The 14057-nt window shown below is 56.7% G+C and carries 12 protein-coding genes; 6 read left to right on the forward strand and 6 right to left on the reverse strand.

The genetic code is table 11. The features are described from left to right. Nucleotides 1-190: 190 nt before the first annotated feature. The 6 genes from IEI95_RS05670 to IEI95_RS05695 all read left to right on the forward strand — a co-directional run bounded on the left by IEI95_RS05670 (nt 191) and on the right by IEI95_RS05695 (nt 8731). On the forward strand, nt 191-1795 hold the full coding sequence (locus IEI95_RS05670; protein WP_156537315.1) for an inorganic phosphate transporter: 1605 nt from the start codon (nt 191-193) through the stop codon (nt 1793-1795). Between the two features lie 162 nt (nt 1796-1957). Next, complete coding sequence (katE, locus tag IEI95_RS05675; protein WP_156537316.1) at nt 1958-4114, forward strand: catalase; 2157 nt, start codon at nt 1958-1960, stop codon at nt 4112-4114. 242 nt (nt 4115-4356) lie between these two features. Then, on the forward strand, nt 4357-4560 hold the full coding sequence (locus IEI95_RS05680; RefSeq protein ID WP_156532123.1) for a hypothetical protein: 204 nt from the start codon (nt 4357-4359) through the stop codon (nt 4558-4560). A 156-nt stretch (nt 4561-4716) separates the two neighbouring features. Continuing rightward, entirely contained in the window at nt 4717-4983 is a 267-nt protein-coding gene (locus IEI95_RS05685) for a hypothetical protein (RefSeq protein ID WP_156532122.1), read from the forward strand. 119 nt (nt 4984-5102) lie between these two features. After that, the gene (locus IEI95_RS05690) at nt 5103-7382 is read left to right on the forward strand and encodes a glycosyltransferase family 4 protein (RefSeq protein WP_156532121.1); all 2280 of its coding nucleotides are present in this window, start codon (nt 5103-5105) and stop codon (nt 7380-7382) included. A 35-nt stretch (nt 7383-7417) separates the two neighbouring features. After that, nucleotides 7418-8731, forward strand: a complete 1314-nt coding sequence (locus IEI95_RS05695; RefSeq protein WP_156532120.1) for a glycoside hydrolase family 130 protein — start codon at nt 7418-7420, stop codon at nt 8729-8731. 16 nt (nt 8732-8747) lie between these two features. Here the strand turns inward: IEI95_RS05695 and IEI95_RS05700 are convergent, their stop codons facing one another. The 6 genes from IEI95_RS05700 to IEI95_RS05725 form a co-directional block, all read right to left on the reverse strand. Beyond that, on the reverse strand, nt 8748-9878 hold the full coding sequence (locus IEI95_RS05700; RefSeq protein WP_194416148.1) for a PQQ-dependent sugar dehydrogenase: 1131 nt from the start codon (nt 9876-9878) through the stop codon (nt 8748-8750). Between the two features lie 175 nt (nt 9879-10053). Further along, complete coding sequence (locus tag IEI95_RS05705; RefSeq protein WP_156532118.1) at nt 10054-10905, reverse strand: fumarylacetoacetate hydrolase family protein; 852 nt, start codon at nt 10903-10905, stop codon at nt 10054-10056. A gap of 15 nt (nt 10906-10920) precedes the next feature. Further along, nucleotides 10921-11811, reverse strand: a complete 891-nt coding sequence (locus IEI95_RS05710) for an acetoacetate decarboxylase family protein (protein WP_156532117.1) — start codon at nt 11809-11811, stop codon at nt 10921-10923. Nucleotides 11812-12026: 215 nt separating this feature from the next. Then, the gene (locus IEI95_RS05715) at nt 12027-12926 is read right to left on the reverse strand and encodes a VOC family protein (RefSeq protein WP_156532116.1); all 900 of its coding nucleotides are present in this window, start codon (nt 12924-12926) and stop codon (nt 12027-12029) included. A gap of 12 nt (nt 12927-12938) precedes the next feature. Next, entirely contained in the window at nt 12939-13529 is a 591-nt protein-coding gene (gene gstA, locus IEI95_RS05720; protein ID WP_156532115.1) for a glutathione transferase GstA, read from the reverse strand. 70 nt (nt 13530-13599) lie between these two features. Further along, nucleotides 13600-14019, reverse strand: a complete 420-nt coding sequence (locus IEI95_RS05725) for a nuclear transport factor 2 family protein (RefSeq protein WP_012653703.1) — start codon at nt 14017-14019, stop codon at nt 13600-13602. Between the last annotated feature and the right edge of the window lie 38 nt (nt 14020-14057).

A 14057-nucleotide genomic window follows, 5' to 3' on the forward strand; every position in this document is an offset into this window, starting at 1 on the left:
TCTGGCGATTTAGATTTTGCCTTAAGGAAAAGCGGAACACTGATTTTGCAAAAAACACAAATGACATCGGAGATACAAACGATCTGCCCGGTTCACTTTGAAGCCGACAGACCGTTGGTGTCATGAAAGGTTCATTCAAAGGCCCCAAAACTTCTCAACAAATGACAGATATCAAATGTGAGGATCTGGAATGGCTGAATTAGCATCTTCAAGTTCGCAGATAAACAGCACGAGCCATCCTCTCGATCGACCCCATGGAACAGGCAAGTGGTTCTTACCGGTCTTCGGTGTCGTGCTGTTGCTTGGACTTGGATATATCGCCTATGCGCTTGGTCAGGACCTCACCAGCACTGTCGCGGTTCCGTGGATTTTGCTTGGCCTGGCGCTTATGATCGCGCTTGGGTTTGAGTTCGTCAACGGCTTCCACGATACGGCGAATGCCGTCGCCACCGTGATCTACACACGCTCGATGCCCGCTGAATTCGCGGTCATGTGGTCGGGATTCTTCAATTTCCTAGGCGTTCTGACATCGAGCGGCGCTGTCGCCTTCGGCATTCTTTCCCTTCTTCCGGTGGAACTGATCCTTCAGGTTGGCTCAGGCTCCGGCCTTGCCATGGTGTTTGCCCTGCTGATCGCCGCCATCGTCTGGAACCTCGGCACCTGGTATCTGGGCCTGCCCTCCTCCAGTTCCCACACCCTGGTCGGCTCGATTATCGGTGTCGGTCTCGCCAATCAGTTTCTGGCACCGGCGGGTTCGGCAACGAGTGGCGTCGACTGGTCGCAAGCGACCAATATTGGCCTGTCCCTGTTGATCTCACCGCTGATCGGCTTTGGCTTTTCCGCAATCCTGCTGTTGGCCATGAAACTGTTCGTGAAGAACAAGGCGCTTTACCAGGAGCCGAAAACCAATCAGCCGCCGCCGCTCTGGATCAGAGGCCTGCTGATCTTCACCTGCACCGGCGTCAGTTTTGCGCATGGATCGAACGACGGTCAGAAAGGCATGGGCCTGATCATGCTGATCCTGATCGGCCTGGTGCCGACCGCCTTCGCCCTCAACCGCACACCGGATGTGAATTATCTCGAAGCCTATAAATCCTCTTCGGCGCAGGTCGAGACCGCGCTCGGCAAATATATCAAGCCGGGTGTGTCGGTTGCAGATGCAAAAGCCACCGTCGCGGATGCCGTCAAGACCAAGACCTGGAACGAGACCACGACCTTCGCCCTCCAGCAATATATCCACGCGACAAGCGCGGAAGTCGCCGCTTTTCCAACCCTGGAAGCAGTCCCGAGCCATCTGGTGCAAAATATCAGAAACGATATCTATCTGATCGGTGAGGCCTTGAAGCTGATCGACAAGCAGAAGCTGCTACCGATGGAGGCAAGCGATCTTGCTGCCGTCAGCGCCTATCATAAGGCGGTCGACAATGCGACGAAGTTCATTCCGACCTGGGTGAAGGTTGCTGTCGCACTGGCGCTCGGCCTGGGAACGATGATCGGTTGGCGGCGCATCGTTGTCACTGTCGGCGAAAAGATCGGCAAGACCCATCTCACCTACGGCCAGGGTGCTGCTGCTGAAATCGTCGCCATGGTGACGATCGGGGCCGCCGACCATTTCGGCCTGCCGGTTTCGACAACCCATGTCCTGTCATCAGGTGTGGCTGGCACCATGACCGCCAACGGCTCGGGCCTTCAATGGTCCACGGTGCGCAATATGCTGATGGCCTGGGTCTTGACACTCCCTGCCTCGATTGCCATCGCCTTTGTGCTTTACGTGGTCCTGCGCCAAGTGTTTTGAAGCCACCCCAAACAGAGAGAGCCAGGCACCATTTCTGATGGTGACGGAATGCGACGCGGCAGATGTCCGCGTCGCATTGTGAGCGGTTGCGCGTGAAAATAATGGAACCAACAGCTGCGTATTCAGTTCGCTTTTGTACATCAACAAAATCGCGGAGAGAATATGCCAAAGCAACGGTCCCAAAACCAAGGCAAGAATGCGGCTGCAATCTCGAATGAGGCCACCATCCACGATCAGAAAATTGTGCGCGGCAAGGGTGGCGAGCTTCATCAGATCGCCGAAGGCGATGCGATTTTGACCACCGCACAAGGCGGACCGGTCGCAGACGATCAGAACTCCCTTCGCGTCGGTGATCGCGGCCCGCTTGTCGTTGACGACTTCCATTTCAGAGAGAAAATTTTCCACTTCGACCATGAGCGCATTCCAGAGCGCGTTGTTCATGCCCGCGGCTACGGTGCCCATGGCTACTTCGAAACCTACGAGTCCCTGGCGGACTATACGCGCGCCGACGTGTTCCAGCGGCCCGGTGAAAAAACCCCTGTTTTCGTTCGGTTTTCGACGGTAGCGGGAAACAAGGGCTCAGCCGACCTTGCCCGCGACGTACGCGGCTTTGCGGTGAAGATGTACACGAAGGAAGGCAACTGGGATCTGGTTGGCAACAACATTCCGGTGTTTTTCATTCAGGATGCCATCAAGTTTCCCGATCTTATCCACGCCGCGAAACAGGAGCCGGACCGGGCATTTCCCCAGGCACAGACCGCCCATGACAATTTTTGGGATTTCATTTCTCTGACGCCCGAGAGCATGAACATGATCATGTGGATCATGTCGGATCGGACAATCCCAAGATCATTGCGCTTTATGGAAGGTTTCGGCGTCCATACGTTCCGCCTCGTCAATGCCAATGACGAATCCACCTTCGTCAAGTTTCATTGGAAACCGAAGCTCGGTCTTCAGTCAGTGGCCTGGAATGAAGCGGTCAAAATCAATGGCGCCGATCCGGATTTCCATCGACGCGATCTGTGGCATTCAATCAAGTCTGGAAACTTTCCCGAATGGGAACTTCAGGTACAGCTGTTCGACCAGGAATTTGCCGACAGCTTTGATTTCGACGTGCTCGATCCGACAAAAATCATCCCGGAAGAAATCCTGCCTCCGAAGGCAATCGGTCGTCTGGTGCTGGATCGGATGCCCGACAATTTCTTTGCAGAGACCGAGCAAGTGGCATTCATGACCCAGAATGTTCCGCCGGGGATCGATTTCAGCAACGACCCTTTGCTGCAAGGCCGTAACTTCTCCTATCTCGACACCCAGCTGAAACGTCTGGGCGGACCGAACTTCACGCATCTGCCAATCAATGCACCAAAGTGTCCCTTCGCGAATTTCCAGCAGGATGGCCATATGGCGATGCGCAATCCGGTTGGTCGGGCGAATTATCAGCCCAATTCCTTCGGTGAGGGACCGCGGGAATCCCCGACCCGCGGCTATCGTCATTTCCCTGCCGAAGAACAGGGCGCCAAGGCACGCCTGCGCCCGGAAAGCTTCGCCGATCACTATAGCCAGGCTAGGCAATTCTATATCAGCCAGACCCCTCCGGAACAGCGCCACATTGCAGCCGCTCTCACGTTCGAGCTGAGCAAGGTGGAAATGCCTGTCATCCGGGAGCGGATGGTGGCGCATCTGATGAATATCGATGAAACGCTCGCCACGACCGTCGCGGAAAAACTGGGCTTCAAAACAATGCCCAAGCCGGCTGATGCGGCTGTGCCGACACGCGACGACCTTGAGCCGTCTCCTGCACTCAGCATCATCAAGCGCGGCCCCAAGCGCTTCGAAGGCCGCAAACTGGGTGTGTTGATCACCGATGGCGTCGACGTGAAGCTTCTCAAGGCGCTGACTGGCGCTGTCACCGCGGCAAAAGCCGACTTCGAGTTGATCGCGCCAAAGGTTGGCGGCGTGACCGGTTCCGATGGCACCTGGATCGAAGCGCATCATATGATCGATGGAGGACCATCTGTCCTATTTGACGCCGTAGCGCTTCTGACCTCAGATGCTGGCATGGCAGATCTTGTGAAGGAAGCAACGGCACGGGATTTCGTTGCCGATGCCTTCCAGCACTGCAAGTTCATCGGTTATACCCAAAGCGCCATGCCCCTTTTGGAGAAGGCTGGCATAACCGAAGATCTCGATGAAGGCACCATTGGTCTTCCAGGTGAAGATGGTCTTGCCGATTTCATCGAGAAGCTGGGCAAGCTTCGCGTCTGGGCGCGGGAGCCTTCTGTAAAGCTCGGGAAAGCATCCGTGCCTCTGGACGATTGATCGGAAAAAGTCCCATCTCCGCTCCCAAAATGAGCGTAACCGCTGATGTCAGCGGTTACGCCAAGCGAGAAACGGTTAGAATAACTTGGAAACCCATGATTGAGGGAGGTGCCACGAGATAAATCACAATCGCGCCTTGCAATCTCGACGCAGAACCCCACTTCTATCCTGATGTCAGCCATTGTAAGGGCACTGTCATTTTCTGGGCGGCACGCACCCTGGCCCCAATAAAGGAGGACAACATGTCTTCCGACACACCTTTCAAGTCAATCGACCCTTTCAAGCCAATTGGCAACGTGCGCCTCGGCCTGACACCAACGGCTTCACAAAGCGCTTGCCTAAAATCTTTCACGACCAAACCAGGTCTGCGCCGAAACGTCACTCGCTTTATGTTGGCTCCATCTGCGCAAGACATTCGCTTTGTCGGTCATGATGGCTTTCGATAAAACAGTTTCAGCCGCGCTACGGAACGGCCGGGTTTCAGCTCACAGTCTATAGATGCGGCGCCTCCATTTTTGGAATTGCGCAACACGGTTCATGCCGTGCCGAACCCGCTGTGCCAGCTTGCTATTCTGTTATGCCAGTTCAAGGAAGCCAGATCGATGTTTACCAGAACCAAGACACGCATCGTGCATTTTAAATGTCCCTTCACCCTTCCTGGCCTTGAGGGTACGCAGCCCGCCGGTGACTACCAGGTCAAGGATGATGAAGAACAGATTACTGGCATTTCCTGGCTCGCCTATCGGCGGGTGGCAACGCTGATCGAAATTGCCAAGGGATCGACAACAAGCCTTGTCGCCATCGACAATTTGGATCTGGACGCCGCCGTCGAGAAGGATCGGGCGACATCCATCACCGCAACTGGATAGCCACGCCAGGTTCAAGAGGAACCAGAAAGACGCGCACTGTTCACCCCATCGCAGGCTCCCAGTCCGGGAACGAGCCGGCAGTCAACCCACCGGCGACGGCGTTCTGAAGGGAACCTCTGATGATCAAGACCAAGCGTATCGCATTTATCGGCAATTCGCTTCCAAGGCAGTGCGGGATTGCCACCTTCACCACCGACCTCAGCCACGCCATGTCCAATCCGGCAGAGGGGATCGAGACCAGCATCATCGCGATGACCGATGACAAGCTGAACTATGCCTATCCGGCCAATGTGGTATTTGACATCCGCGATGGCGAGATCGAGGACTATGTGACTGCGGCGCGTATCCTGAACAATGGAGATTATCGGGCCGTCTCCTTGCAGCACGAGTTCGGCATCTTCGGTGGTCCGGACGGCGCCTTCATTCTCACGCTGCTGTCACACCTGCGAATTCCCGTCATCACGACATTTCACACCATCCTTGCCGAGCCGACACCATCCCAGAAACGGGTGTTGCAGCAAGTCGCCGGGGCATCGAGCCGTGTCGTGGTCATGGCAGAAAAGGGGCGGGAGTTTCTCGAAAATGTCTATGGCGTGGCCCCCGGCAAGATCGATGTCATCGCCCACGGCATTCCCGACAAACCCTTCCATGACCCGGAGCTTGCCAAAGGCAAGATGGGCTATAGCGGACGGCAGATCATTCTGACCTTTGGACTTCTCTCCCCCAACAAGGGTATCGAGGTGGTCATCGATGCCATGCCGGCCATTCTGAAGGTACAGCCCGACGCGCTGTATATTGTGCTTGGAGCGACACATCCCACGCTGCTGCGCCGGGAGAAGGAAGCGTATCGCGACAGCCTGCGCATCCGCGCCGAACAGCTCGGCATCGAACGATCCGTCGTCTTTCTCAATCAGTTCGTTGATGTGCCGACGCTCCTTGATTTCATCGCCATGTGCGATGTGTATGTGACGCCCTATCGTGATGAGGCGCAAATGACGTCTGGAACGCTCGCCTACAGTTTCGGCATGGGCAGCGCGGTGGTATCGACCCCTTATTGGCACGCCCGTGAGCTTCTAGACGACCATCGCGGCATCCTTGTCCCGTTCAGCGATGCGCAGGCGACTGGCGAGGCGATTGCACGATTGCTGGGTGACGATCAGGCGCGTCAGGCGATGCGCACGGCCGCCTACGCCACAGGCCGGTCGATGATCTGGTCGCACATCGCCTCGCTCTATCTGAAAAGCATCGAGACCGCGCGCGCAGCATACCGGCCGCGCCTGATCCGTGATCTCCTAACGCAAAGCATGACCCGCCCGCAGCAAGGCACCAGTTTGAAACTCGGCCATTTCAATACCATGTGCGACGATACCGGCATTTTCCAGCATGCCGTTTTCTCCGTGCCGGACCGTGCGCATGGCTACTGCGTGGATGACAATGCCCGCGCGCTGATCCTTGCCTGCCATCTGGCTGGCGCCGGAGAAACAGGCATCCGTGATAGCAGAACTGCCTCCTTCGCCAGTTTCATCCAGCATGCCTGGAATCCCGACCTGAAACAGTTTCGCAACTTCATGAGCTTTGATCGCCGGTGGCTGGAAGACAAAGGCTCCGAAGACAGCCATGGCCGAACGCTCTGGGCGCTCGGCATCTGCGCCTCCTCCGACAGCGACCGCCCGCGCCGCCACTGGGCAGCGGCCCTGTTTGCCAAGGCAGCCCCTGTGGTCGAACATTTCCATTCGCCACGGGCCTGGGCCTTCACTCTGATCGGCCTCGATGCCTATTGCAGGGTCACGCCAGAGGACGACGCGGCAGCACAGCTGCGCACAGTACTTGCTGAGCGTCTGATGAGGCTAGAACACCAGGTATCGACAGCCGACCGCCATTGGTTTGAAGAGGGGCTTTCCTATGAAAACGCCCGAATTCCGCAAGCCCTGATCGCCACAGGCATGGCAACCGGCTCGGACGAACTCATGGATACCGGCCTCAGAACGCTAGGCTGGCTCATGCAGCAGCAGACGGCTTCCGGTGGCCAGTTCAGGCCGGTCGGCACCGATGGCTTTTTCGATGTGGGCGAAGCGCCCAAGCTCTTCGACCAGCAGCCGGTGGAAGCGACAGCGACAATTTCCGCCTGCCTTGCCGCCTATGATGCTACCCGCGACAAAACATGGCTAGAGGCCGCCACACGTACCTTTACCTGGTTTACCGGCAGCAATGATCACGGGGTTTCCCTTGTCGATCCGGAAACCGGCAGTTGCCGGGACGGACTGCATCCGGATCGAGCCAACGAAAACCGCGGAGCGGAATCCGTCCTCTGCTACTTGATCTCCTGCTTTGAAGTTGGCCGGGCATCCCGCCTGACGCATGCCGCACCGAAGCTGGCGGAGCTTCAGCAGCTTTCTTAAGCACTCTTCCAGCGCCAATCAAAAAAGGATCAGCCTTGCCCAATTCAAGCCTCCTCAATCGGCAGGCCCTCTATCTCCGGCCTGATCCCACCCGTGTCATCGTCCGACCGTTCAAGCCATCGACGGAACCACGCCACCTGAACCCCCGTGACAAAAGCCGGGCCAATGAAATTGTCGACCGCGTCCTGTCTCTCGATCCGACCGGTACGACTAACCAGCTGCGAGACATTCTCGATAATTTCGAAGGCCGGCACCGTAACTTGCTGCGCAAGTTCGAGCTACGCGCCGATGCGATGGAGGACGCGTTCTCCCAGCATGAAAGCTTCAGTCAGCAGCAAAGACAGCTGGTCGGCGCGTATTTCATGAACGAGTATTCGTTTGAATCCGCAGCCCTGTTCAATCCGAGCATCGTTGCGCATCCCGACCAGACAGGCATGACGCAAGGGTGCTGCCGGGTGATCATCAGCCTGCGCGCGGTTGGGGAAGGACACATTTCCTCCATGACTTTCCGAACCGGCATGATCGATGCCGAAGGAGCCGTCACCATCGATCCGCCGGTTCGCCTCGCGGGTCTGCCACACATCCATGCCAGTGATGGCCTGTCACCGGCAGGCTGCATCGGCATCAGCTTCGATAGTGAAAGCGATCTCAGCGAACGTGTGATCTTTCCGGTCACGGAAGCTCAATCGAACGGGATAGAGGATGCCCGGTTCGTGGCTTTCGATGACGATGGCAAGACTGTCTATTTTGCCACCTACACGGCGTATAGTGGTTCCTCGATCCGCTCAGAACTTCTGGAAACCCAGGATTTCCTGAGTTTCACGCTGACGCCACTGCGCGGTCCGGCAGCCCGCAACAAGGGCATGGCGCTTTTTCCTCGGCGCATCAACGGGCGCTTTGCGATGATTGCGCGCCAGGACAGCGAAAATCTTTTTCTGCTGTATTCAGACGACCTGCATCACTGGGACGAGGGTCTTGTTCTGATGAAACCGGAATTCGCCTGGCAGTTTGTACAGATCGGCAATTGCGGATCGCCCGTCGAAATCGATGAGGGATGGCTGCTCTTTACCCATGGGGTCGGGCCGATGCGCCGCTATTCGATTGGCGTCACCCTTCTCGATAAGGAGGACCCCAGCATCATCCTGGCGCGCACGGTCGAGCCTTTGTTACAACCGGAACCAACCGAGCGTGAAGGCTATGTGCCCAATGTCGTCTATTCCTGCGGCGCCATGCGCCACGGTGACCTCATCGCCCTGCCCTATGCCGTGTCGGACACCTATTCAAACTTCAGCACCGTGCAGATCAGCGCGCTGTTGAGCTCAATGCACCCCGCCGGGCAGACGGGGTGACGATCACCAACAAGTCTCACCCTTTGACGGGCGTCAGACGCAACAGACGCCCCTCACTATCGTCTTCAATAACCCACACCGCCCCATCAGGGGCGACCGCGACATCGCGGATGCGCGCCTCCATATCGAAGCGATCCGCCTCTTCTGCTCCACCAGAAGCGTCGAATGTCACCCTAATCAAAGCCATGGATGCAAGGCCGCCAATCAGGGCCGAACCGCGCCATTGCGGAAACATCTGACCATTGTAGATCGCAAGCCCAGCCGGAGCGATCACCGGGTTCCAATAAAGAGCCGGGGCAATAAACTCCGGGCTCGTCGAATGGCGCGGTATCCGTGTACCGCTGTAATTGTCGCCATTTGACACCAACGGCCAGCCATAATTGCCATTGGCTTTTATCAGATTGAGCTCGTCGCCGCCGCGCGGTCCCATTTCATGCAGCCACAGTTTTCCATCGAGCCCGAAAGCAAGACCGTAGGGATTGCGATGACCGGTCGTGAAGGTTTGGGCTTTTACGCCGCCTTGATCCGCATGGGGGTTATCCGAGGGCGTCGAGCCATCCAGATTGAGCCGCAGAAGCTTGCCGCGCGCTTGATCGGGGTCCTGTGCCGTATCCGGGCGCATCCGGTCACCGACCGTCAAGTAAAGATGCGTGCCATCAGGATCAAAAGCAATAATGCCGCCGGATTGCCCGCCACCGCCCGCTGGCGTCTGGCGCCAAATCACCGTCATGTCTTCCAGCGATGCGCTTGTACCAGATGCGGCCAGCTTGGCGCGGGAGAGAACAAGACTGCTGCCGGACGCTCCCGGTTCCGAATACGTAAAATAGACCTCGCGGTTCTTTTGAAAGCCAGGTGAACTGGCGATGTCGAGAAGACCGTTCTGGCCTTCGGCGGCCACGGCGGGGACATTGGCAACCGGGGTTTTCCGCCCGTTTTGAAGCACAAGAAAGATCAGGCCCGGCTTTTCTGTTACCAGCATTCGACCGTCCGGCAAAAAGGCAATCGCCCATGGGGTGTCGAAGCGTGCGACCTCTTTAGCACTGAAGGGCTTGGTCGAGGAGACCTGATGATTGCCAGCATTGATGCTTTGTGCGTGGGCGGAGGTGATCAGAGCCGCCCAGACGATCATCACAGATAGAAACTTCATGTCTCCTCCCTATACAAAAACGAAGATGCCACCGCATCCTCGCCTTGAAGAAGGCATTGCAAATATCTCAGATGCGGCAGAGGCTTGAGATATTTGCAAAAGGAATACGAAATGCCATCTTAATGACTCTTCGTAGGATGTAGTGCGTTATGGTTTGGATTAAACCAGAAGGGTCCTAGTTTTCCGCGACGCAACGGTTTTCAATGCCCCCTAAGCCCTGCACTTCAACGCGCACGACGTCACCGGGCTTCAGAAATGTCTGCGTCGCAATTCCAACGTTTGATGGTGTCCCCGTGATAATGACGTCGCCAGGCTCCAATGTCATGACCGTCGATAAATAGACGATCTGGTCATAGATGTCGTAAATCATGTCGCTTGTCGATGAGCGCTGGCGCTCCTGTCCATTCAACGACAAGGTCAACGTCAGGTCATGCGGATCGGCAATTTCGTCATCCGTGGTGATCCAGGGGCCGATTGGGCCATGGGTATCGAATGATTTGCCCAATGTGTAGGTGGGCGAACGGAATTGCCAGTCGCGGGCAGTCACATCGTTTGCGACAAGATAGCCGGCGATCACACTCCGAGCATCTTCACGGCTCACATGGCGGCAACGTTTACCGATCACGAAACCAAGTTCTGCCTCGTAATCCACCATCTTTGAAACACCGGGCACGACGACGTCACCGTAAGGTCCGTTTATGCAACTGACCTGTTTATTAAACCACAATTGGCTCTCCGGAGTCTTGATACCCGCCGCAGCCGCTTCTTCGGCATGGGCCTGATAATTCATGCCGATGGCCAGGAATTTTTGTGGATCGGCGATCGGCGCTTCCAGCCGCACATCCGCAAGCAGGTAAGACGGCTCTGTGACCGCTTCCAGCGCTGTCCGTAGTCTCGGATAGGCCTCCAAAAGCAGGCGCATCGAATGGCCATATTCTGGAACAACGGCAGTCAGATCGACGATCCGCTGATTATCGACTTTGCCCAGACGGGTGACGCCGTCGATTGTGAATCTTGCCAATTTCATAAAAATATTCCCTGTCTAAGACGGCTCAACCGCGCGCATTGAATTGACTGAAACGGCAATACCGGGGCCGGAAAAGGCCACCATCTGCACCTTCGTGACTTCAAGAATGTCGAGATCGGCCATTCCATTGACGACATGGGCGCTGAGCGGCAATTGTTCGAATGTCGCCCGATGCCACGCCACGCTGCCTTTTGCCGTCCAGCGTTTGAAATCAAAGCCATCGAAATTGATATTGCTGACCCTGCCGCCAGTCTCGGGCGGTGCTGCTGCGGTGGTCACATAAGCAATATCGGCACCCTCCCGTCCGCCGGGACTGGTGCGTGGTACATATTTATAATACATCGACGGACCATTATCGGCACCGGGAAGTGCCGGCTCATTGCCAGCCTCAACCAGATCCGTCAGGGCGATATCGAAGAATTTAAAGCCCATCCAGGACGCAGAGCAGGTGGCGGTGCCTTGTGCCTTGTCGTGCTCGATTTCCGGAATGTCAGCAAACATCTTGGGAAAACCAAGCTCATCGCGCCCGGTCATGATGGCGTCAGGCGCGCCTTCCCACAGGACGGGGCAGAAGGTGCCTTCAAGCGTCTCGGTCTTGCCGCGATAGGTGACGGGAAAATCCACAACGACAATCCCGTAGCCGCGGCCCGCAAGCCAGTAGAGATTTTTGAACCATGCGCAAGAAACCGTCACCAGAGGCTCGCCGCGCAGTTCCATGCCCGGCGGAAGCAGTGCCTCGAGCTTTTCGGGCAATGTTCTGTAGGTAACGGCCATCCACTCGGCGTTCATTCGGCCTGTCTCCTCGGCCGCCCACATGCCGCCGCCGGGCTTTTGGCGCGGTCCAGGAGCTGGTCCGAAGGACAGTGGCATTCGATACCGGAATGCAGGATTTAATGTAAAACTCATTTTTTAACCTCTCCCAGCCAGCCAGGACGCCGGCACGACCGTTAAATACCAAGTCTCGACTATATTGACCACATCCAGACCCTGAGAAAACTTCGAATATCTCAAATCTATCAAAGACTTGAGATATTCAAGAGCGGAATACGAACTACCATTTTCAGTGATACTTCGCATAAATCTCAGCCAGAAAACGCCGAAACGGCCTTCCCTGAAAAAATCTAGATAGTCGGATCGAAAGCGATCCCCGGACGCAGGAACGAGGGAGTGGGTGGCGTGCCCCAGAGATTGAGCCAGCGACCCGCCAACCCCTCCGAAATATCCCAGCTGCGCGGTTCATAGGTTGCATCATTGTCGATCCGATCGAGTTCGATGGAGTTCTCGACCAGGCATCCATGCGGATCGGCATAATAGGTGAAGACATTGCCACCCGCACCGTGACGGCCCGGACCCCAAACCAGAGCGCGCTCCTTTCCGGCAAGATTGTCGGCGATCGTCTGAAGATCCTGGAGCGAATGCAAGTCGAAGGCATAGTGATGCAATCCGCTTTCGCCCGGCCCCATGGCGATGGTGTGATGGTAGCCATCTTCAGCACGGTACCAGCGCAAGGCACCGTCTTCCGTCATATCCGACAGCTTCAGACCCAGAACTTTGACGCAGAAATCCCCGTAGGCCGCAGTATCAGGCGCGAAGGAATTGATGTGCTCGATCCGGCGCGGACGGGCGCCCGGTGTCGAATAACTGTAGTGACGGGGCTGGTTGCGAGTGATTGGCGTATGGACTTCGAAAATCGTCCCGCCGGGTGCAACCAGACGAACAGCGCGGTCATAATGTTTGCCCAGAGGCCTGTCCGACAATATCTCCAGTCCATCGGATTTTGCGCGGCGATAGACCTCGTCTACGGCATCCGCATTGACAGCCTCCAGCCCGCAGGCAACCGCTTTTCCGTCGCCCTTGATATAGGTGACTTCGTGGTGGCGGTCGTTGCTGGAAAGATAGACGGTCTCGCCGTCGACTTCCGTGATCCTCAAGCCAACGACATCGCAAAGATCCTGTGCCGCGCCCAGAGGATCCGGCGAGGAGATGATCACGTGGCCCATTTGTCTGATAAGATAGGTCATGGCTTTCTCCACTTACTGTAGCGATTGGACGGATGGACGGCTCTCTATCCGCTTGAGATAGGCCTGGATGTTCGGCCAGGCGGCCAGATCGATGGCCTGTAGCTTTGCCCATCCGAGAATGACGAACGCATAGGCATCCGCGATCGAAAATGTTGCCCCGGCGAGATAATCGCTTAGCCCCAGACGGCGATCGAGCGTGCCGAAAACCCGTGGCAACAAGGCGGTTTTGGTGATTTCGGCAAAGTCCGGTGGCGTATTCGGCCGCATCAGGGGGGTAAAGGTCTTGTGCAATTCGGTTGCCACGTAATTGGTCCATTCCAGCACGCGGTAGCGGGCAAGATCGCCGGGCGGTGGCAAAAGGTCGCTTTCCGGGGCCTGATCAGCCAGATATTGCAGGATGATCGCGCCTTCCGTCAGCACGTCCCCATCATCGAGTACAAGGGCCGGAACCTGGCCCTTCGGGTTCACCTGAAGATAGCTCGTTCCATCCGGAAGCGTTTTCTCCCTGAGATTGACCGGAATGGAAGAGGCGGAGATACCGGCCTCCTGCAGAACGATGCGGGATGCCGTGGAGCAGGTGCCGGGCGTATGGTAGAGTTGCATGCTTTAATCCTGATGAATGGTGAGATGGTTGCCGGTATGCTGTCTGTGATGACAGCACACCGCTATGCCGTCAGGGCTGTTTTGGGGGCGCGATCTTGTTCACGCCGCTCCAATGCTCCGCCAGACGCTCGTCTCGAAGCCGATAGGCATCGAAAACGAAATAGTCGTAGGTTTCGCCCGGCTTGTCGGGGTCTGGCTGCGGCAGATAAGCGGCGACCACGACCATGTCGCCTTCCGCCACCATGAAGGCGGGAGGGATGCGCATCTCGGCTGGCTCGGGGACTGGTCCGTTTGGAAATACCGATTGCACAAACCGTTCCAAGCCTTCGCGGCCGGTCGGAATATGGCGGCTGTGCTGCTTATAATCCTCTGTGACGAAATCCTTGACGGCAGCCGGGTTCTGGCCATCGAACACCCGGCGGTAAAACTCCCGGACCAGATGCTTGTGGCGTTCAAGTTTCGCATGGTCATGGGTCTTCGTGTCGTGCATGACGTCGATCTCCTATCGATAAAGTGATTGTGAAAGTG

Origin of the sequence: Agrobacterium vitis (assembly GCF_014926405.1) — a bacterium.
Lineage (GTDB): Bacteria > Pseudomonadota > Alphaproteobacteria > Rhizobiales > Rhizobiaceae > Allorhizobium > Allorhizobium vitis_H.

Coding starts and splice junctions, on each gene's coding strand:
- IEI95_RS05670 (WP_156537315.1), top strand. CDS start 191: ATGGCTGAATTAGCATCTTCAAGTTCGCAGATAAACAGCACGAGCCAT.
- katE (WP_156537316.1), top strand. CDS start 1,958: ATGCCAAAGCAACGGTCCCAAAACCAAGGCAAGAATGCGGCTGCAATC.
- IEI95_RS05680 (WP_156532123.1), top strand. CDS start 4,357: ATGTCTTCCGACACACCTTTCAAGTCAATCGACCCTTTCAAGCCAATT.
- IEI95_RS05685 (WP_156532122.1), top strand. CDS start 4,717: ATGTTTACCAGAACCAAGACACGCATCGTGCATTTTAAATGTCCCTTC.
- IEI95_RS05690 (WP_156532121.1), top strand. CDS start 5,103: ATGATCAAGACCAAGCGTATCGCATTTATCGGCAATTCGCTTCCAAGG.
- IEI95_RS05700 (WP_194416148.1), bottom strand. CDS start 9,878: ATGAAGTTTCTATCTGTGATGATCGTCTGGGCGGCTCTGATCACCTCC.
- IEI95_RS05705 (WP_156532118.1), bottom strand. CDS start 10,905: ATGAAATTGGCAAGATTCACAATCGACGGCGTCACCCGTCTGGGCAAA.
- IEI95_RS05710 (WP_156532117.1), bottom strand. CDS start 11,811: ATGAGTTTTACATTAAATCCTGCATTCCGGTATCGAATGCCACTGTCC.
- IEI95_RS05715 (WP_156532116.1), bottom strand. CDS start 12,926: ATGACCTATCTTATCAGACAAATGGGCCACGTGATCATCTCCTCGCCG.
- gstA (WP_156532115.1), bottom strand. CDS start 13,529: ATGCAACTCTACCATACGCCCGGCACCTGCTCCACGGCATCCCGCATC.
- IEI95_RS05725 (WP_012653703.1), bottom strand. CDS start 14,019: ATGCACGACACGAAGACCCATGACCATGCGAAACTTGAACGCCACAAG.